This window comes from Kitasatospora sp. NPDC004615 (assembly GCF_042873545.1).
GTDB lineage: Bacteria > Actinomycetota > Actinomycetes > Streptomycetales > Streptomycetaceae > Kitasatospora.
The window spans coordinates 339,658-359,103 of sequence record NZ_JBIALQ010000006.1; the positions used below are offsets into that span (position 1 = coordinate 339,658).

A 19,446-nucleotide genomic window follows, 5' to 3' on the forward strand; every position below is an offset into this window, starting at 1 on the left:
AGCCCGGCGTTCAGGTGCGCTTGCGGAAGCGGGCCACCGCCAGCGGCGCCGTCACCGCGGTGATCGCCGCCGACCAGATCAGCACCGTCACCACCGAGTTGCCGACCGCGCCGCCGTTGATCAGCGCCCGGCAGGCATCCGCCAGCGCCGACAGCGGATTGTGCTTGGTGAACGCCTGCAACCAGCCCGGCATGGTGCTGGGATTGGCGAAGATCGAGCTGCCGAACTGCAGCGGCATCATCACCAGCATCGCCATGCCCTGCACCGCCTGCGCACTGCGCATCGCCATGCCCAGCAGCATCGACACCCACATCAGCGAGGCGCCGAACACCAGCGACAGACCGACCGCGGCCAGCAGCGCCAGCGGGCCGCCCTTGACCTCCAGGCCGAGGATCAGCGCGAAACCGATCAGCACCACGAACGCGACGACCGCCCGCAGCGTCTCCGCGATCATCTTCGACAGCAGCACCGCCGAACGCCCGATCGGCAGGGTGCGGAAACGGTCCATCACGCCGGTCTGGAAGTCGGTGTTCAGGCCGGTGCCCAGCGCCATCGCCAGACTCAGGCCGGTGGTGCCGAGCAGGCCGGGCACCATGTACTGCATGTACTCGTGCTGGTTGGAGGCCATCGCGCCGCCGAACACGTAGACGAACAGCAGGATCATGATGACCGGTACCAGCAGGGCGTCCAGCATGGACTCCGGGTCGGCCTTGATCCGCATCAGGTTCCGGCGGGTCAGCGCACCCAGGTGGCGCAGGTTCGAACGCAGGCCGATCCGGGTGTCGTCGGCGGACCGCACGGACGCGGCGGCCGGGGCGGGGCTCAGGGTGGCGGTGCTCATGCGACGGACTCCTTGTCACGGGCCGGGGCGGGGACGGACGGCTTGCCGGTGATGGACAGGAATACCTCGTCCAGGCTCGGCAGTTTGGTGTCGATGCTGGCGATCCCGAATCCCCGGGTGCCCAACACGCCTATCACGGTGGTCAGTTGGCCTTCGTCGGTGAGGTGCACCGCGAGCAGGCCGGACTCCTCGGAGCAGGTCGCCGGGATGCCGGCCCCGTGCAGCGACCGGGCCATCTCCGGCAGCTCCGCCGGCCGCAGCGGGCGCACCTGCAGGCTCTGACCGCCGACCTGGGTCTTCAGCTCCTGGATGCCGCCACTGGCGATCACCCGGCCCTTGTCGATCACGGTCAGCGCGTCGGCGAGCTGCTCCGCCTCCTCCATGTACTGGGTGGTCAGCAGCACCGTCGACCCCTCACCGACCATCCGCTGCACCTCGTCCCACACCTCGTTGCGGGTCCGCGGATCCAGGCCGGTGGTGGGCTCGTCCAGGTACAGCACCTTCGGGCGGCCGATCATCGACGCCGCGAGGTCGAGGCGGCGCCGCATCCCACCCGAATAGCCCTTCGCCGGGCGCTTGGCGGCCTCCGTGAGCGAGAACCGCTCCAGCAGCTCGGCCGCCCGGGCCTTGGCGTCCTTGGCGGACAGATCCAGCAGGCGCCCGATCAGGTACAGGTTCTCGTAGCCCGACAGCAGCTCGTCCACCGACGCGTACTGGCCGGTCAGCCCGATCGTCCGCCGCAACTGCTTCGGCTGCCGCAACACGTCGAACCCGCCCACGAACGCCGTGCCCGCGTCCGGCTTGATCAACGTCGACAGCACCCGCACCAGCGTGGTCTTCCCGGCCCCGTTCGGCCCGAGCAGCCCCAGCACCGTCCCCTCACGCACCGTCAGATCGACCCCGTCCAGGGCCTTCGTCTCCCCGTAGTGCTTCACAATGCCGTGGACCTCCACGGCGTTCCCCGTGTTTCGTGTCATGGGAACACCGTGCCGGGGCCGGCTGTCACGGGGCTGTCAGCCCGCTGTCAGGCAGACGGTTGCGATGACAGGGGCGCGAAAGTTGTGCGGGTGCGAAACCAGGGGCGCGTGGGGGCACCTCCCAGCCCCCTGGGGCTGGGGGAGAACTGCGCGAAACGGAAGGCACCCAACAGCAAGATCGCGACGCACGGCAATGACTTGCACGTGGTCGCGACCTCGCAGATGGGCTCCCGAGAACCGGCTACTGGAAGCTGTGCTCCGGCCCCGGGAAGGTGCCCTCGCGGACGTCCGAGGCGAACTCGCTCGCCGCCTGCGCCAGCGTCGCGCGCAGGTTGGCGTACTGCTTGACGAACTTGGGGACGCGGCCGGCCGTCATGCCGGCGAAGTCGGTCCAGACGAGGACCTGGGCGTCGGTGCCGGGGCCGCCGCCGATGCCGACGGTCGGGATCGCGGAGTGGGTGGTGACCTCGGCGGCGAGTTCGGCGGGGACGGCTTCGAGGACGACGGAGAACGCGCCGGCCTGCTGGACGGCCTTCGCGTCGCGGAGCAGCTGGTGGGCGGCCTCGTCGCCGCGGCCCTGGACGGGGTAGCCGCCATAGGCGTGCACGGACTGGGGGGTGAGGCCGATGTGGGCCATCACGGGGATGCCGGCCTCGACGAGGAGTTCGATGGTGCGGGCGCTGCGTTCGCCGCCTTCGAGCTTGACGGCGTGGACGCCGGCCTCCTTCATCAGGCGGGCCGCGTTGTGCATGGCCTGGGCGGGGGATTCCTGGTAGGAGCCGAAGGGCAGGTCGGCGACGATCAGGGCGCGCTGGGTGCCGCGGACGACGGCGGCGGAGAGCATCACCATCTGGTCCATGGTCACCGGCACGGTGGTCTCGTAGCCGAGGTGGCAGTTGCCGGCGGAGTCGCCGACGAGCAGGACGGGGATGCCGGCTTCGTCGAAGACGCCGGCGGTGAGGGCGTCGTAGGCGGTGAGCATGGCCCACCGTTCGCCGTTGCGCTTGGCCTTGGCGAGGTCCCGGACGGTGACCCGCCGGTTGGTGACCCCGCCGTAGAGGGTGGCGGGCGCGTCCTGCGGCTGGGCAGGCTGAAGCGGAGAGGCGTTCATTGAACAGACTCCTGGTGTGTGTCGTCTCGTGGCGCCGTGCGGCGTCCCCGGATCTGGCTCCATGCTTGCATGCCACGGGCCGTCAGCAAAGGGGCGGGAGTCCTGCCGTCCCCGGCCGTTCGGAGGGGTTCTTGGGGAGGTCTTTGCCGTACGGTGTCCCGACCGTTACGATACGGGACCGTCTCGTATCGAATAGGCGGCTAGTCTGCTCGTATGACCTCGCCGACCGCGCCGCCGGCACCTCGGGTGCCGGAAGCCGTACACCGCCGACGCTGGTGGATCCTGGGCACCCTGGTGCTCGCCCTGCTCGTCGTCGTGCTCGACAATTCGATCCTCAACGTGGCGATGAAGACCATCGCCACCCCCGCCCCGGTGGGCCTCGGCGCGAGCCAGAGCGACCTGGAATGGGCGATCAACTCCTACACGCTGGTCTTCGCCGGCCTGCTGTTCACCGCCGGCCTGCTGGGCGACCGGTTCGGCCGGAAGTGGACCCTGCTGTCCGGCATGGTGGTCTTCGGCCTCGGCTCGCTGCTGTCCGCGTTCGCCGCCAGCCCGGGCGAACTCATCGGCTACCGCGCGGTGATGGGCCTCGGCGGCGCGTTCGTGATGCCGGCGACGCTGGCCATCATCATGAACGTCTTCGAGCGGCACGAGCAGCCCAAGGCGATCGGCATCTGGGCCGGCGCGGTGGGCCTGGCGATCGCCATCGGCCCGATCACCGGCGGCCTGCTGATCGAGCACTTCTGGTGGGGCTCGGTGTTCCTGGTGAACGTCCCCATCGTGATCCTCGCGCTCGGCCTGATGGGCTGGCTGGTCCCGGACTCCAAGGACCCCAACCCGGGCAAGCTCGACCCGGTCGGCGTGCTGCTCTCGGTGATCGGCCTGGTGGCGCTGATCTACGGCATCATCAAGGGCGGCGAACTCGCCGACTTCACCGCCCCCGAGGCATGGGTGCCGACCCTGATCGGCGTGGTCGCGCTGGCCGCGTTCGTGCTGTTCGAGAAGCGCACCAGCCACCCCGCGCTGGACGTCACCTGGTTCCGCAACAAGGTGTTCTCCGCGTCGATCAGCGTGGTCGGCATCGTGTTCTTCGCGCTGATGGGCGTCTCGTTCTTCGGAGTGTTCTACATCCAGAGCGTGCGCGGCTACAGCGCCCTGCAGGCCGGTGAGCTGATGCTGCCGCTGGCCGTCGCCCAGCTGATCTTCGCGCCCCGGGCCCGGCTGGTGGTCGACCGGATCGGCATCCGGCTGACCTGCGCCGGCGGCATGCTGCTGGTCACCGTCGGCTTCCTCGGCTACGCGTTCCTGACCGCGACCAGCCCGATCTGGCTGCTGATCGTGCTCGGCTTCGTGATGGGCACCGGCATGGCGCACGTGATGCCGCCGGTGACGGTCGCCATCATGGGCGCGCTGCCGCGCGAGAAGGCCGGCGCGGGCTCCGCGCTGAACAACACCTTCCGCCAGGTCGGCGGCTCGCTGGGCATCGCGGTGCTCGGCGCGATGCTGTCCACCGTGTACCGCAACGGCATGGAGGACCACCTCGGCACCGTGCCGGAGCAGCTCCGCGACCGGGCCGGCGAGTCGATCGAGTCCACCCTCGGGACGGCCGAGAAGCTGCACCTGCCGGGCCTGGTCGACCCGGCCAAGGACGCGTTCATCCACGCCATGCACGTGGTCTCCGCCGTCTCGGCCGGCGTCACCGTGCTCGGCGCGGTGCTCGCGATGGCGCTGCTGCCCGGCAAGCTCCCCGCCGCCCCCGGCGGCCCGGCCGGCCGGGCCGACGCGCAGGGCAAGGCGGACTCCGACGCTAGTCCCGCCAAGGTCTGATCGGCAGGGTGGAGAATAAGGCCATGACAAGCGCCGACACTCCGCTCAAGCCGTGCCACGGCCCCGCCGCGGAGCAGGACGCTCCGCGGCGGGGCCGCCCGCGTAGTGAGGCCGCCGAGCAGGCGATCTACGGCGCCGTCGAGAAGCTGATGGAGGACGGCGTCGGCCTGGCCGAGCTGTCCATGGAGCGGATCGCCGCCGAGGCGGGCGTCGGAAAGGCCACCATCTACCGGCGCTGGCCCAACAAGGAAGCCCTGCTGGTGGACGTGGTCGCCCGGCTGGAGGAGCCGATGCCCCCGCTGGCCGGCCCCACCTACCGCGACGACCTGATCAGCGCCGTCGACTACATGCGCCGGCGCGGCCTGATCAAGCGCTCCCGGTGGATCGTCAAGTCCGCGCTCGGGCAGATGAACAGCTGGCCCGAACTCAAGCAGACGTACCACGAACGGGTGGTCCATCCGCGCCGCGAACTGATCCGGCAGATCGTCCGCCGCGGCGTCGAGGCGGGCGAACTCCGCTCCGACGTGGACGTCGAGCTGCTCTGCGAGATGCTCATCGGACCGATCCTGCTGCGCACCGTCCTGTGGGACGACGCACCGCTGGAGGACCCCGACCTGCCCCGCCAGATGATCGACGCCGTCCTGGAGGGCATCGCCGCCCGTTAGATCGGCCTGGGCGTGGAACTCCTCGCACACATTGTCGCGTCCCTCCCGTCATAGGCTGAGCCGAGAATCGGATCGGAGCAGGTCGGGCGGGTCGGCAGGGAGTCGACGGACACGGCGGCAAGGAGCGGGCATGGTGCGGGCGGACGGCCCGGCGGTTGTGGCGGACGAGCAGGCGCCGACCTGGCGCGGCCGGCTGCGGCGCTGGTTCGACTGGCGGCGCGCCTGGCTGCTCACCGCGCTCGGCGTACTGCTCACGGTGCTGCTGGTGACCCACGCCCAGCTGCCGAACCGGTTCGGCAACCTCGGCAGCCTGCTGGAGACCTTCCTGCCCTGGCTGGGCCTGGCGGTACCGGTGCTGCTGGTACTCGCCCTGTGGCGGCGCTCCGGCGTCGCCGTGGTGGCCGCGCTGCTGCCCGCCGCGGTGTGGCTGAACCTGTTCGGCGCGCTGCTGGTCGACAAGAGCAGCGGACCCGGCGACTTCACCGTGCTCACCCACAACGTGTCCGCCGCCAACGACGACACGCAGGGCACCATCCGGATGCTCAACGGCTCCGGCGCGCAGATCGTCGCCCTGCAGGAGATCTCCGGCGCCGTCGCGCCCGTCTACGCCGCCGGGCTGGAGCAGGCGTACCCGTACCACGTGGTCAAGGGCACCGTCGGCCTGTGGTCCAGCTACCCAATCGACGACGTCACCGTGGTCGACCTCAAAATGGGCTGGACCCGGGCCTTCCGCGCCCAGGTCACCACCCCCAAGGGCCCGCTCGCCGTATACGTCGCCCACCTGCCCTCGGTGCGGGTCAAGTTCGACAGCGGCTTCACCGCCGGCCGCCGCGACGTCAGCGCGCAGGCCCTCGGCGACGCCATCGAGCACGAGCCGCTGGGCAAGGTGCTGCTGCTCGGCGACCTCAACGGCACCATGAACGACCGCAGCCTCGCCCCCATCACCTCCCAGCTGCGCTCCGCCCAGGGCGCGGCCGGCGACGGCTTCGGCTTCTCCTGGCCGGCGTCCTTCCCGATGGCCCGGATCGACCAGATCCTCAGCAAGGGCGGGCTGGTCCCCACCGACTCCCGCACCCTGCCGGCGGACGCGAGCGATCACCTGGCGCTGACCGCCGCGTACAAGTACTAGGAGGGCCCGCCCGGACTGCTGCCGATCACCACGGTGGCGTCCCGCTCCTCGTCCTGCTCGATCCGGACCGTCAGGCCCTGGCGGGACATCAGTGCGGCCGTCGCCGGGGCCTGCCGTTCGCTGGTCTCGATCAGCAGGTGGCCGCCGGGCGCCAGCCAGCGCGGCGCGGCGGCCGCCACCCGGCGCTGCACTGCCAGGCCGTCGGCGCCGCCGTCCAGTGCCACCGGCGGCTCGTGGTCGCGGGCCTCCGGCGGGAGCAGCGGTATTTCGCCGGTCGGCACGTACGGGGCGTTGGCCACCAGCAGTCCGACCCGGGCGCGCAGGTCGGCGGGCAGCGGGGCGTCCAGGTCGCCCAGGTGCACCACGCCGCCGTACGGGGCGAGGTTGCGGCGGGCGCACGCGACGGCGGCCGGGTCGACGTCGGCGGCGTGCAGCTCGACCCCGCCGAGCCGGGCGGCCAGCGCCGCGCCGATCGCGCCGGAGCCGCAGCACAGGTCCAGCACCACCGCGCCGGGCGCGCCCAGTGCGACGGCCCGTTCGACCAGGAACTCGCTGCGCCGGCGCGGAACGAACACACCCGGGGTCAGCGCGATGCGCAGCCCGGCAAACTCGGCGAAGCCCACCACCTGCTCCAACGGGTGCCCCGCGCACCGCAGTTCGAGCATCTCGGCGAGCCGGTCGGGGCGGTCGGCGGCGGACAGCAGCAGCCGGGCCTCGTCCTCGGCGAAGACACAGCCGGCCGCCCGCAGCCGGTCGGTGACGTGGTCGGTCAGCTGGGCGGGGGAAAGGGGGAACGACACGGAGACCTCTCGGAAAGCCTTGCGGGCTCCCCGTCCGGTCAGGCCGCGGCCGGACGGCGGGGGAGCACCTCGACAACCTGCACGGTGATCTCTCCCACCTCCTTCGGCCGGCGCGCCGTCCATGATCGGGCGCGTATCGCGGCGCTCACCCTAACCCCTGCCGCCCGTCCTGTCAGCCCTTTGTCAGCCCTGTCGCCAGCGGTTGGTGATGGGCAGCCGGCGGTCGCGGCCGAAGTTCTTCGGCGAGACCTTCGGGCCCGGCGGGTACTGCCGGCGCTTGTACTCGGCCAGGTCGACCAGGCGCACCACCCGGTCCACCACCTCGGCCGGGAAGCCCTCGGCGACGATCGCGTCCCGCCCCTGGTCGCCCTCGACGTACCGGTCCAGGACGGCGTCCAGCAGGTCGTAGTCCGGCAGCGAGTCGGTGTCCACCTGGTCGGGGCGCAGCTCGGCGGACGGTGGCTTGCTGATGGTGTTCTCCGGGATCGGCGGCACCTCGCCGCGCGCCTCGGCCTGCGCGTTGCGCCAGCGGGCCAGCCGGAAGATCAGCGACTTGTAGACGTCCTTGATCGGGCCGTACGCGCCGACCGAGTCGCCGTACAACGTCGAGTAGCCGACCGCGAGTTCACTCTTGTTGCCCGGGGCGAGGACGATCTGCCCCTCCTGGTTGGAGATCGCCATCAGCAGGGTGCCGCGCAGCCGGGACTGCAGGTTCTCCTCCGCCAGGCCGGTCAGCTCGGTGGCGCCCATGTAGGCGTCGAACATCGGGGCGATCGGGACGGTGCGGAAGTGCAGCCCGGTGCGGCGGGCCAGCTCGGCGGCGTCGTCGCGGGAGTGCTGCGAGGAGTAGCGCGAGGGCATCGAGACGCCGTACACGTGCTCCGCGCCGATCGCGTCCACCGCGATCGCCGCCACCAGCGCCGAGTCGATGCCGCCGGACAGGCCGATCAGCACCGAGCGCATGCCGTTCTTGCGGACGTACGCCCGGGTGCCCTCGACCAGCGCCGCGTACACCTCGGCCTCGTCGTCCAGCCGCTGGTTGATGTGGGGGGACTCGATCTCGGCGGGCGCGGGCTTCGGATCGCCGCCCAGGTCGACCCGGGTCAGCCGCAGGCCGTCGGCGAGCACCGTGCCGTCGGGCAGGCCCGGCTCGGACGCGGCCGGCAGGTCGAGGTCCATGACCAGCAGCGCCTCCGCGAACTGCGGTCCGCGGGCCAGCAGTTCACCGTTCTCGTCGACCACCAGCGACTCGCCGTCGAAGACCAGCTCGTCCTGCGCGCCGACCATGTTCAGGTACACCAGCGGGCAACCGGCCTCGGCCGCACGGCGCTTGACCAGCTCCAGCCGGACGTCGTCCTTGTCCCGCTCGTACGGCGAACCGTTGATCGACAGCAGCAGCCCCGCGCCGGCCTGACCGGTCGCGGCGACCCGGCCGCCCTCCTGCCAGATGTCCTCGCAGATCGCCAGCGCGACGTCCACGCCGTGCAGCCGAAGGACCGTCAGCTGGTCGCCCGGCACGAAGTAGCGGTACTCGTCGAACACGCCGTAGTTCGGCAGGAAGTGCTTGGCGAACCTGGTCACCACCTCGCCGCCGCGCAGCACCGCCGCGCAGTTCTGCGGCTTGCCCGCGTACTTGCTGCCCGGCTCGCCCCGGCCCAGGTAGCCGACCAGCACCGGAGTTTCGCCCAGGCCCTCGGCCTGCAGCTTGGCCGCCAGGTCCACCAGGGCGGCGCGCGAGCCCTCCACGAAAGAGTCGCGGAACGCCAGGTCCTCGACCGGGTAGCCCGTGAGCACCATCTCCGGGAACGCGATCAGGTCCGCGCCGGACTCGGCGGCCCGCTTCGACCAGCGCAGCACCTCCTCGCTGTTGCGGGCGAGGTCACCGACCCAGGGGTCGATCTGGCACAGGGCGAGACGCAGATTCGGCATGCCCCTGAGTGTAATCGTCTAACTGACGTTATGTCGCGAGGGGTGGGTTGCCCGCACGGTCCGCGCGGTCGGCAAGCGGACCGGGATCCGCCATGATGGGTCACGGCGCGATGCGGTCCGACGCGGCGCGGTTCGGTGCGACGCATCCGGTTCGTCCGGTTCAGGGCGTGTCAGGCGTAACACGGGCGTAAAGAGCAGAGGTGAGACTGTCCCCATGGGCAAGCAGCAGGAGTTCGTGCTTCGCGCACTCGAAGAGCGTGACATCCGGTTCGTCCGGCTGTGGTTCACCGACGTCCTCGGTTTCCTCAAGTCCGTGGCGGTCGCCCCCGCGGAACTGGAGCAGGCCTTCGAGGAGGGCATCGGCTTCGACGGCTCCGCGATCGAGGGCTTCGCCCGGGTGTACGAGTCCGACATGATCGCCAAGCCGGACCCCACCACGTTCCAGATACTGCCGTGGCGCTCCGAGAACCCCGGAACCGCCCGAATGTTCTGCGACATCCGGATGCCCGACGGCTCCCCGTCCTACGCCGACCCGCGCTATGTCCTCAAGCGCACCCTGAAGAAGGCCTCCGACCAGGGGTTCACCTTCTACACCCACCCCGAGATCGAATTCTTCCTCCTCAAGGACCTCCCCGGCGACGGCACCCCGCCCACCCCCGCCGACCAGTCCGGCTACTTCGACCACACCCCGCGCGGCATCGGCCACGACTTCCGCCGCCAGGCCATCACCATGCTCGAATCCATGGGCATCTCGGTCGAGTTCAGCCACCACGAGGGCGCCCCCGGCCAGCAGGAGATCGACCTCCGCTACGCCGACGCGCTCTCCACCGCCGACAACATCATGACCTTCCGCCTGGTCATGAAGGAGGTCGCGCTCGAACAGGGCGTCCACGCCAGCTTCATGCCCAAGCCGTTCTCCAACTTCCCCGGCTCCGGCATGCACACCCACGTCTCCCTCTTCGAGGGCGACCGCAACGCGTTCCACGAATCCGGCGCGGAGTACCAGCTCTCCAAGGTCGGCCGCTCCTTCATCGCCGGCCTGCTCAAGTACGCCGCCGAGACCGCCGCCGTCACCAACCAGTGGGTCAACTCCTACAAGCGCATCTGGGGCGGCTCCCAGCGCACCGCCGGCGCCGGCGGCGAAGCACCCTCCTACATCTGCTGGGGCCACAACAACCGCTCCGCCCTCATCCGCGTCCCCATGTACAAGCCCGGCAAGCAGGGCTCCACCCGCATCGAGGTCCGCTCCCTCGACACCGGCTGCAACCCCTACCTCGCCTACGCCGTCACCCTCGCCGCCGGCCTCAAGGGCATCGAGGACAACCTCGAACTCCCCCCCGGCGCCGACGACGACGTCTGGGCCCTGACGGATGGCGAACGCCGCGCCCTCGGCATCCAGCCCATGCCCCAGAACCTCGGCGAAGCGATCGACCTCATGCAGCGCAGCGAACTCGTCGCCGAGACGCTGGGCGAGCACGTCTTCGACTTCTTCCTGCGCAACAAGCGGCAGGAGTGGGAGGAGTACCGCTCGGAGGTCACGCCGTTCGAGCTGAAGAAGATCCTCCAGGTGCTGTAGCCCTGCGGGTCTTGGGGGTTCCGGGCCGGTGGCACGTACTGCCGCCCCGGGGCCCCGGGGGCCGGTGTCGCATCGGTACAGTGCGCGCCATGTCATCCGAGGAGAACCGGCCGGGCTGCCCCGAGTGCGATCGTCCGCTGTCGTTCGGCGCCATGGTGCTGTTCGAGCGCGAGGACGACGGCAAGCGGACCTGTCGCGGCGTGTGGGAGTGCGACCAGCGGCACGTCTGGTGGGGGTGGCTGGACCGGCCGGGTGAGCCGTTGGAGGCCTGCCCGTACCCCGACATCCTCCGTGAGTGGCCGCCGTCGACGGGGTAGTGGCGGGTTGTGTCGACAGTTGGTCGCGGGCGGTTCCAGTTGCTGGGCTGCCGCGCCGGGGAGCGATCTGGGGGCGGGCGTGGCCGGGGTGCGTGAATTGCGGGTGGTCGAGCAGGAGGCGATCGTGTTCCACGAATGCCGCGAGCCGCAGGCCGAGATGCAGCAGCGGGACGGCGGGTCGCCGAGGTGAGTGGCGGGCGGGGGCCTTCGCGGCAGGAGTTGATCCGGCGTCGGCGGCGGAGCGGGTTCGTCGGGCGGCGGAGTGAACTGGCTGTGTTCACCGAGGTGTTGGGGCAGGTGCCGGAGGACGCGGCACAGTTCCTGTTCCATGTGCACGGGCCCGGCGGGGTGGGGAAGTCCACGCTGGTGCGGCAGATGGAGACGGCGGCGCGGGACGCACGGGCCGCGACCGGGTACGTGGACGAGGCGGTGGCCGATCCCGTCGAGGCGATGAAGGCGCTCGCCGGGCAGTTCGGGCAGCAGGGTGCGCCGATGAAGGCGCTGGAGCGGCTGCTGAACACGTATCAGCAGCGGCGGCACGAGGCGGACGCCGGTCTGGTGGTGGCGGGGGAGAGCGCGTCCCCGTCTCCGGGAAGTGTGATCGCGTCGAGGGTCGGCCTGGTCGGGCTGGGGATGATCCCCGGGGTCGGAGCATTCACGGGGGCGTTGGACGCCAATCAAGTCGCTGCCGGCGCCGAGCAGTTGAAGGGCATGCTCAGCGCGCGGTTCCGTAGCCACGAGGACGTGCAGCTGGTGCTGTCGCCCGTCGAGGCGCTGGCGCCGGTATTCCTTCAGGAGCTGACGGAGATCGCGCAGCGGCGCAGCTGGGTGGTGTTGTTCTTCGACACCTACGAGCGCACCGGGCCGATGCTCGACACCTGGCTGCGGGACGTGCTGCTCAGCGACCGCTACGGCGAGTTGCCCGCGAACGTGCTGGTGGTGCTGGCCGGGCAGAGGCGGCTGGACGCGCAGTGCTGGGGGGACTGGCTGGACCTGGTCGCGGATCTGCCGCTGGACGTGTTCACCGAGACCGAGGCGCGCCAGCTGCTGGCCGCCAAGGGCGTCACGGACGAGCACGTGATCGAGGTGGTGCTGCGGCTGTCCGGTCGGCTGCCGCTGCTGGTCTCCACTCTCGCCGAGTCGCAGCCGAGTGCGGCGGCCGAGGTCGGCGACCCGGTCGGCACAGCGGTTGAACGCTTCCTGAAGTGGGAGACCCGGCCCGAGCGGCGGGCGGCCGCGTTGGCCTGTGCGCTGCCGCAGGAGTTGGACGAGGACGTGTACCGGGCGGCCGTTGAGGACGAGGAGGCTCGGGAGCTGTTCGAGTGGCTGCGGTCGATGCCGTTCGTCACCGACCGGTCGGGCCGTTGCCACTACCACGACGTGGTGCGGACGGCGATGCTGCGCTTGCAACGCCAGCAGTCGCCGGTGCGGTGGCGGCGGCAGCACGAGCGGCTGGCGACGACGTTCGGCGAGTGGCGGGCTCAACTCGCCTGCGACGCAGAGGAGACGGGAGGCCGCTGGCGGGACGAACGCTGGTGCGGGTACCGCCTCCAGGAGACGTACCACCGGCTGTGCGCCGACCCCGACCGGGCGCTGCCGCTCGCGTTGCGGGAGTTGCTCGACGCCTGGAGCCACAGCACTGCGACGCTGCTCCGCTGGGTGCAGATGCTCGCCCGGGCAGGTCGGGACACGGGCACGGGGGAGCTCCAGGAGTGGGGTGATCGGCTGGTGGCGGCGATGGCCGAACCGGAGCCGGGGATCGCCGCGACGACGCTGCTGCTGTCGGGCAGGGTCCTCGACCGCCCGGGTCGGGCCGTGGCGTACCGGCGGCGCGGCATCGGACACCACGGGCAGGGCCGGCACGACCTCGCGCTGGCGGACTTCGACCGGTCGGTGACGCTCGACCCCGACCGGCCGGAGGCGCTGCACAGTCGCGGGCGCGCCCTGATCACGGCGGAGCGGTACGAGGAGGCGCTGGCCGATCTCGACCGGGCCGTCGAGCTGGATCCCGACTACGCCGCGGCCTTTGCCACCCGGGGGGAGGCCCGGCGTCTGATGGGACAGTACGAGGAGGCGCTGGCCGACTTCGACCGGGCGGTCGAGCTCGACCCCGGCCACGGCTGGGCCCTCGGGCGTCGCGGCGACACCCATCAGGAGTTGGGACGGCACGAGGAGGCGCTGGCGGACTACGACCGGGCCGTCGAGCTCGATCCGGACGACCGCCGGGCTCTCATCGGCCAGGGGCAGACCTACTGGGGGAGAGGGCGAACCGAGGAGGCGCTGGCCAGTTTCGGTCGAGCGATCGAGGTCGATCCCGAGGACCTGTTCTCCCTCACCGTCCGGGGCGAGATCCACCGGCAGTCGGGGCGGCCCGAGGTGGCGCTGGCCGACCTCGACCGGGCGATCGAGCTCGACCCGGAGTACGTCCTGGCCCTCAGCTTCAGGAGCCACGCCAACCGGGACCTGGGGCGTCACCAGGAGTCACTGAGGGATCTCGACCGGGCGCTCGAGCTCGATCCGGACAATGCGCCGGCCTTGGTCCGCCGAGGTCTGACCTACCGGGAGCTGGGCCGGCTGGAGGAGGCGCTGGCCGACTTCGCCCGGGCGATCGAGATCGACGGCGAGTACGGGTGGGCCTTCCACGTACGGGGTGGGACCTACCGGGAGCTGGGCCGGTTCGAGGAGGCGTTGGCGGACTACGACCGGGCCGTCGAGCTCGATCCCGGGGACGTGGTGGCCCTCACCGCGCGCGGCGACACCTGCCGGGAGCTTGGGCGGCCCGAGGAGGCGCTGGCCTCGTACGACCGGGCAGTGGAACTCGACCCGCACTCCCAGTGGACGGTGCTGGCACGTACGTGGATGTACCGGGACCTGGGGCGTCATCAGGACGCGCTGGACGGTCTCGACCGGGCCATTCGGCTGATGCCCGAGGCGGCGACGCTGTTCGTCACCCGCGGCAGCCTTCACCAGGCGATGGGAGACCACCCGGAGGCGCTGGCCGACTTCGACCGGGCGCTCGCCCTCGAACCCGACGAGCCCAGGACTCTGGCGGCGCGTGGCCACCAGTACGTGGCGATGGGACAGCACACGGAAGCACTGGCCGACTTCGACCGGGCCGTGGAACTCGCCCCCGGAAGCGGCTGGGCGGTCGAGCAGCGGGGCAACGCCCACCTGGCGATGGGCAGGTACGACGAGGCGTTGGCAGACTACGACCGGGCGCTCGAACTCGGTCCCGACCATGCGTTGCTCGCCGGTTCGCAGGGCTTCGCCCACCGGATGGCGGGCAGATTCGCCGAGGCCCTGACGGCGTACGACCGCGCGGTGCGACTCGATCCGGCCCACGGTGTGCTCCGGGGCGTCGTGTACCGGCTCCTCGGCCGGTACGACGAAGCGTTGGCCGACTGCGACCGGGCCGTCGAGGCCAGTCCGGCGGCCTGGCTGGTGGCGGCGCGAGGGCTGACGTACCGCCTGCTGGGCAGATACGCGGAGGCGTTGGCGGACCTCGACCGGGCGATCGAGGAGGAGCCGGAGAAGGGCTGGGTCCACTACGAGAAGGGGGTGGTCCTGCACGCGCTCGGCCGGCCCGAGGGGGACGCCTGCTTCGCACGTGCCGTCGAACTCCTCCGACCGGGCGGCACTGTCGCGACCCTGAGCAACCTGGTGCTCGCCCACACCGCCGCGTCCGATCCGGCCGAAGCCGCTCATGTGCTGGACGCGTTCCTGCAGGCCGCGCCGTCCGCCGGGCAGCTCGCCGAACTGCACATCGAACTCGGCACCCTGGTCCAGGTCATGCCGTCCGTCGCCGAGCATGCGGCCGCCCTCCGGCAGCGGCTGCTGGAGGCACGGGCAGTGCCGGGCTGAGTGCGCTCAGCGGCGCAGCTGCTCGCGGCGCCGGGCGGGTGCGGGCCACGGGGCATGGCGGCGGCCCTCGTGGAACAGCAGGTTTTCGCGGGCCGGACTTGGTCGGACGAGCAGCGCGGGGGGACGGGCTGCCACGAGAGCGGCGAACGGTCCGGGGGCCCGCCTGGAACGTACGCTTCGGAGACGGGAGACGAACGGGAGGCGGAGCGGTGGAGGAACGGTCCGGGAGTCGGGTGAGTCGGTTGGAGACTCGGCTGGTGCGGCGGGGGTTCTCCGATCCGGATCAGGCGGTGCGGTTGTTGGACGAGCCGGAGTTGAGCGGGCTCGCTGCTGATCCGGTGCTGTTGGACGCGTTGGGGGCGGCGGCCGATCCGGATCAGGCGCTGTTCGGGTTGGCGCGGTTGCTGGAGGCGCTGGATCCGCATGAGCGGCACACCTTGCGCGACACGCTCACCACGTCGAAGCCGCTGCGTGACCGGTTGCTGGGGGTGCTGGGGGCGTCGACGGCGCTCGGTGATCATCTGGCCCGGCATCCGCGGGACTGGCACGCGCTGGTCACGTTCGAGTTGCGCGACATCCACCCGGGGCGTGGGGATTTTCTCGGCGAGCTGGCCCGTCGCGTTCAGCCGGGGGAGGCGGGGGCGGCCGATGCGCTGCGGGCCGCGTACCGGCGCTGCCTGCTGACGATCGCCGCCCGCGACCTGTCCGGCACCACCGACCTGCCGCAGGCCGCCGCCGAGCTGGCCGACCTGGCAGGTGCCACGTTGCAGACCGCGCTGGACATCGCCGCCGCCGAGGACCCGGCGGCGGCCGCCGCGTGCCGGCTGGCGGTGATCGGGATGGGGAAGTGCGGCGGCCGGGAGCTGAACTACGTCTCGGATGTGGACGTGATTTTCGTGGCGGAGCCGCGGGACGGGGTGGACGAGCAGCGCGCGATGCAGGCCGCCACCCGCCTCGCCGCGCGGCTGATGCGGCTGTGCTCGGACACCACCGGCGAGGGCGTGATTTGGCCGGTGGACGCCAATCTGCGCCCGGAGGGCCGCAACGGTCCGCTGGTGCGCACCCTGGCCAGCCACCTCGCGTACTACCGGCGGTGGGCCAAGACCTGGGAGTTCCAGGCGCTGCTGAAGGCCCGCCCGGTCGCCGGGGACGCCGAACTCGGCCGGGCGTACACCGAGGCGGTGGCCCCGCTGGTGTGGGAGGCCGCCGCCCGTGAGCACTTCGTCGCGGACGTCCAGCAGATGCGCCGCCGGGTGGTCGACACGATTCCGGCGGGCGAGCTGGAACGGCAGCTGAAGCTCGGCCCGGGCGGGCTGCGGGACGTCGAGTTCGCCGTCCAGCTGCTGCAACTCGTGCACGGCCGGACCGACGAGGGCCTGCGCAGCGGCAACACCCTGGAAGCGCTTTCCGCGCTCTCCTCCGGGGGTTACGTCGGCCGCGCCGACGCCGCCTCGCTGGACGGCGCGTACCGCTTCCTGCGCACCCTCGAACACCGCATCCAGCTGCACCGGCTGCGCCGCACCCACCTGATGCCCACCGACCCGGCCGACCTGCGCCGACTGGCCCGCACCATGGCCCCGCTGATCAACGGCGACACCAGGGACGACCCCGTCACCGCCCTGCAACGGGAGTGGAAGCGGCACGCCGTCGAGGTGCGGCGGCTGCACGAGCGGCTGTTCTACCGTCCGCTCCTCGACGCCGTCGCCGAACTGCCCGTCGCCGAACTGCGGGTCACCCGCTCCGGCGCCGCCGGGCTCACCGCCGAAGCCGCCCGGCAGCGCCTCGCCGCACTCGGCTACGCCGACCCGGCCGCCGCGCTGCGGCACATCTCCGCACTCGCCTCCGGCGTCAGCCGCAAGGCAGCCATCCAGCGCACCCTGCTGCCGGTGCTGCTCGGCTGGTTCGCCGACTCCGCCGACCCGGACGCCGGCCTGCTCAACTTCCGGCAGGTCTCCGACGCGCTCGGCGGCACCCCCTGGTACCTGCGGCTGCTGCGCGACGAGGGCGCGGCCGCCGAACACCTGGCCCGGGTGCTGTCGGCCGGGCGATTCGCCCCTGATCTGCTGCTGCGGGCACCAGAGGCGGTCGCGATGCTCGGGGACTCCAGCGGGTTGGCGCCGCGCGGCCGGGCCGCACTCGAGTCCGAGATCCTTGCCGCCGTCGGCCGCGCCGACAGCCCCTCGGCCGGGGTGGCGGCAGCACGGTCGGTGCGCCGCCGCGAACTGTTCCGCACCGCCGCCGCCGACCTGCTCGGACGACTCGACGACGACCCCGCACAGGCGCTGGACGCCGCCGGCGAAGCCCTCACCTCGATCAACGCCGCCACCCTGCAGGGCGCGCTGCGCGCCGCGACCGCCGGCTGGGAGGCCCGCAACGGCGAACTGCCCACCCGGATCGCGGTCATCGGCATGGGCCGGTTCGGCGGCCACGAACTCGGCTACGGCTCCGACGCGGACGTGCTGTTCGTCCACGAGCCGCGACTCGGCGTCCTGGACGACGACGCGGCGGGCGCGGCGAAAGCCGTGATCGGCGAGATGCGGACCCTGCTCGCCGCGCCCTCGGTCGAACCCCCACTGGAGGTCGACGCGGACCTCCGCCCCGAGGGCCGCAACGGCCCGCTGGTGCGGACCCTCGCCTCCTACGCCGGCTACTACGCGCGCTGGTCGCACGCCTGGGAGAGCCAGGCGCTGCTACGGGCCGAACCGATGGCCGGCGACCTCGAACTCGGCGCACGCTTTCGGGACCTCATCGACCCGCTGCGCTACCCCGGCGGGGGCGTCTCCGAACGCGACCTGACGGAGATCCGCCGCATCAAGGCCCGGATCGAGGCCGAACGACTGCCCCGCGGCGCCGACCCCACCACCCACACGAAGATCGGCCGCGGCGGGCTGGCGGATGTGGAGTGGACGGTCCAGCTTCTCCAACTCCGGCACGGCCACGAGATCCCGGACCTGCGCACCACCCGGACCCGAGCCGCGCTCTCGGCCGCGACGGCGGCCGGCCTGGTGGAGCGGGAGGACGCGGAGGTGCTGGACGCCGCGTGGGTCCTGGCCTCGCGGGTACGGGCCGCCGTGATGCTGGTCCGGGGCCGGGCCGGGGACAGCTTCCCGGGCGACGCGAGGGAACTGGCGGGCGTCGCGCGCTACCTCGGCTACGGGGTCGGGCACTCCGGCGAGCTGCTGGACGACTACCGTCGGGTCACGCGGCGGGCGCGACACGCTGTCGAGCGGCTGTTTTACGGGACGGAGTAGGGCGAACGCAGGCGGGCCGCTCGCGCAAGTCTTCCTGCGCCCCTGGTTTCCCTAGGCAGAGACCTTGGTTTCCCAGGAGACCGGAACCGTCAGGGCGTTCTCCGCCGGGTCGTCCGGGTCGCGGGGGAGGCGGTAGACCCAGTTGTGGTAGATGAACCGGGCCGCGACGAAGCCGATGATCAGGCAGATCTCGCCGCCGACGGCGTCCAGCCAGAAGTGGTTGGCGGTGGAGATGATCACGCTGAGGGTGACGAGGGGGTAGGCGAGGCCGAGGACGCGGACCCAGGTGCGGCGGGCCAGGAAGAAGATGGTGAGGCCGCACCACATGGACCAGCCGATGTGCATGGAGGGCATGGCCGCGAACTGGTTGGAGACGTGTGCGCCGGCGCCGGAGGCCATGGAGCCCCAGGTCTGGTGGACGGTGACGGTGTCGACGAAGCCGGCGTCCATCAGGCGGGGTGGGGCGAGGGGGAAGAAGTAGAAGCCGAGCAGGGCGATGCCGGTGGTGACGAAGAGCACCGTGCGGGCGGCTGCGTAGCGGCCGGGGTGGGAGCGGTAGAGCCAGACCAGTACGCCGATGGTGACGATGAAGTGCAGGGTGGCGTAGTAGTAGTTCATTCCGACGATCAGCCAGGTCACCGAGTTGACGGCGTGGTTGATCGAGCGCTCGACGGCGATGCCCAGGGTGTGTTCGAGGCCCCAGATCCAGTTGGCGTGCTTGTGCGCTATCGCGGCCTGCTCGGGAACCGCGTTGCGGACCAGCGAGTACAGCCAGTAGCTGATGCCGATCAGGGCGAGTTCGAAGAGCAGGTGCGGTCTGCGCGGGATGCGGCGCTGCTCGCGCAGGCGGGCGCGGAGGCCGGCGGCGGGTGGCTGGGCGACGCGGGTGGCTCCGCCGGGCTTGTGGGCGGTGTGGTCCGTGCCCGGGTCGGAACCGTCGCGTGCGCTCCGCTCGGCGCGGTCGGCGCCGGGTGCGTGGATCTCGGTCGGTTCCCCCATGGACGAGAAGTCTGCCAGAAGAGGTGTGGCCGCTTGCTCATCCTCTGGTCGGGGATTCTTCACCGACTGTCCCCCTACGGGGGTAGGGGTCGATCGGTTCTCGAGGCGCATGGGGTCCATTGTGGCGTGAGGGTTACCGGGGGTCGAGCCGGGGTCTCGTTCG

The 19,446-nt window shown here is 71.6% G+C and carries 14 protein-coding genes; 7 read left to right on the forward strand and 7 right to left on the reverse strand.

Features of this window, described 5'->3' with window-relative positions; translation table 11 throughout:
• Positions 1 to 10 precede the first annotated feature (10 nt).
• The 3 genes from ACFYS8_RS22720 to panB form a co-directional block, all read right to left on the reverse strand.
• On the reverse strand, positions 11 to 841 hold the full coding sequence (locus tag ACFYS8_RS22720; RefSeq protein WP_387643420.1) for an ABC transporter permease: 831 nt from the start codon (positions 839 to 841) through the stop codon (positions 11 to 13).
• Complete coding sequence (locus ACFYS8_RS22725) at positions 838 to 1,818, reverse strand: ATP-binding cassette domain-containing protein (RefSeq protein WP_387643422.1); 981 nt, start codon at positions 1,816 to 1,818, stop codon at positions 838 to 840. Before ACFYS8_RS22725 ends, ACFYS8_RS22720 begins: the two co-directional genes overlap by 4 nt.
• A 241-nt stretch (positions 1,819 to 2,059) precedes the next feature.
• Entirely contained in the window at positions 2,060 to 2,929 is an 870-nt protein-coding gene (gene panB / locus ACFYS8_RS22730; protein WP_387643424.1) for a 3-methyl-2-oxobutanoate hydroxymethyltransferase, read from the reverse strand.
• 213 nt (positions 2,930 to 3,142) lie between these two features.
• Here panB and ACFYS8_RS22735 point away from each other — a divergent pair, with 213 nt between their 5' ends.
• The 3 genes from ACFYS8_RS22735 (at position 3,143) to ACFYS8_RS22745 (ending at position 6,550) form a co-directional block, all read left to right on the forward strand.
• Positions 3,143 to 4,756, forward strand: coding sequence for an MFS transporter (locus ACFYS8_RS22735; protein ID WP_387643426.1), 1,614 nt, complete (start codon positions 3,143 to 3,145; stop codon positions 4,754 to 4,756).
• A gap of 23 nt (positions 4,757 to 4,779) precedes the next feature.
• Complete coding sequence (locus tag ACFYS8_RS22740; protein ID WP_387643428.1) at positions 4,780 to 5,421, forward strand: TetR/AcrR family transcriptional regulator; 642 nt, start codon at positions 4,780 to 4,782, stop codon at positions 5,419 to 5,421.
• A gap of 130 nt (positions 5,422 to 5,551) precedes the next feature.
• Entirely contained in the window at positions 5,552 to 6,550 is a 999-nt protein-coding gene (locus ACFYS8_RS22745) for an endonuclease/exonuclease/phosphatase family protein (RefSeq protein WP_387643430.1), read from the forward strand.
• On the opposite strand, the gene ACFYS8_RS22750 is transcribed toward ACFYS8_RS22745, so the two are convergent.
• The gene (locus ACFYS8_RS22750) at positions 6,547 to 7,350 is read right to left on the reverse strand and encodes a putative protein N(5)-glutamine methyltransferase (RefSeq protein WP_387643432.1); all 804 of its coding nucleotides are present in this window, start codon (positions 7,348 to 7,350) and stop codon (positions 6,547 to 6,549) included. The two genes, ACFYS8_RS22745 and ACFYS8_RS22750, sit on opposite strands and share 4 nt — an antisense overlap.
• 183 nt (positions 7,351 to 7,533) lie before the next feature.
• Positions 7,534 to 9,279, reverse strand: a complete 1,746-nt coding sequence (locus ACFYS8_RS22755; protein WP_387643434.1) for an NAD+ synthase — start codon at positions 9,277 to 9,279, stop codon at positions 7,534 to 7,536.
• Positions 9,280 to 9,493: 214 nt separating this feature from the next.
• Between ACFYS8_RS22755 and glnA the strand changes: the two genes are divergently transcribed.
• From glnA to ACFYS8_RS22770, 3 genes are all read left to right on the forward strand, one after another.
• Positions 9,494 to 10,855: a type I glutamate--ammonia ligase gene (glnA, locus tag ACFYS8_RS22760; RefSeq protein WP_387643436.1), complete on the forward strand. Its 1,362-nt coding sequence runs from the start codon at positions 9,494 to 9,496 to the stop codon at positions 10,853 to 10,855.
• A gap of 89 nt (positions 10,856 to 10,944) precedes the next feature.
• Complete coding sequence (locus tag ACFYS8_RS22765; RefSeq protein ID WP_387643438.1) at positions 10,945 to 11,172, forward strand: dehydrogenase; 228 nt, start codon at positions 10,945 to 10,947, stop codon at positions 11,170 to 11,172.
• A gap of 186 nt (positions 11,173 to 11,358) precedes the next feature.
• Positions 11,359 to 15,033, forward strand: coding sequence for a tetratricopeptide repeat protein (locus ACFYS8_RS22770; RefSeq protein ID WP_387643440.1), 3,675 nt, complete (start codon positions 11,359 to 11,361; stop codon positions 15,031 to 15,033).
• Positions 15,034 to 15,039: 6 nt separating this feature from the next.
• Here ACFYS8_RS22770 and ACFYS8_RS22775 read toward each other — a convergent pair whose 3' ends face one another.
• Entirely contained in the window at positions 15,040 to 15,168 is a 129-nt protein-coding gene (locus ACFYS8_RS22775) for a hypothetical protein (RefSeq protein ID WP_387643441.1), read from the reverse strand.
• Between the two features lie 74 nt (positions 15,169 to 15,242).
• On the opposite strand from ACFYS8_RS22775, the gene ACFYS8_RS22780 reads away from it, so the two are divergent.
• A complete protein-coding gene (locus ACFYS8_RS22780) occupies positions 15,243 to 18,284 on the forward strand; it encodes a bifunctional [glutamine synthetase] adenylyltransferase/[glutamine synthetase]-adenylyl-L-tyrosine phosphorylase (protein WP_387643443.1) in 3,042 nt (1,013 codons plus the stop codon).
• A gap of 51 nt (positions 18,285 to 18,335) precedes the next feature.
• On the opposite strand, the gene ACFYS8_RS22785 is transcribed toward ACFYS8_RS22780, so the two are convergent.
• Positions 18,336 to 19,283, reverse strand: a complete 948-nt coding sequence (locus ACFYS8_RS22785; RefSeq protein WP_387643445.1) for a phosphatase PAP2 family protein — start codon at positions 19,281 to 19,283, stop codon at positions 18,336 to 18,338.
• Between the last annotated feature and the right edge of the window lie 163 nt (positions 19,284 to 19,446).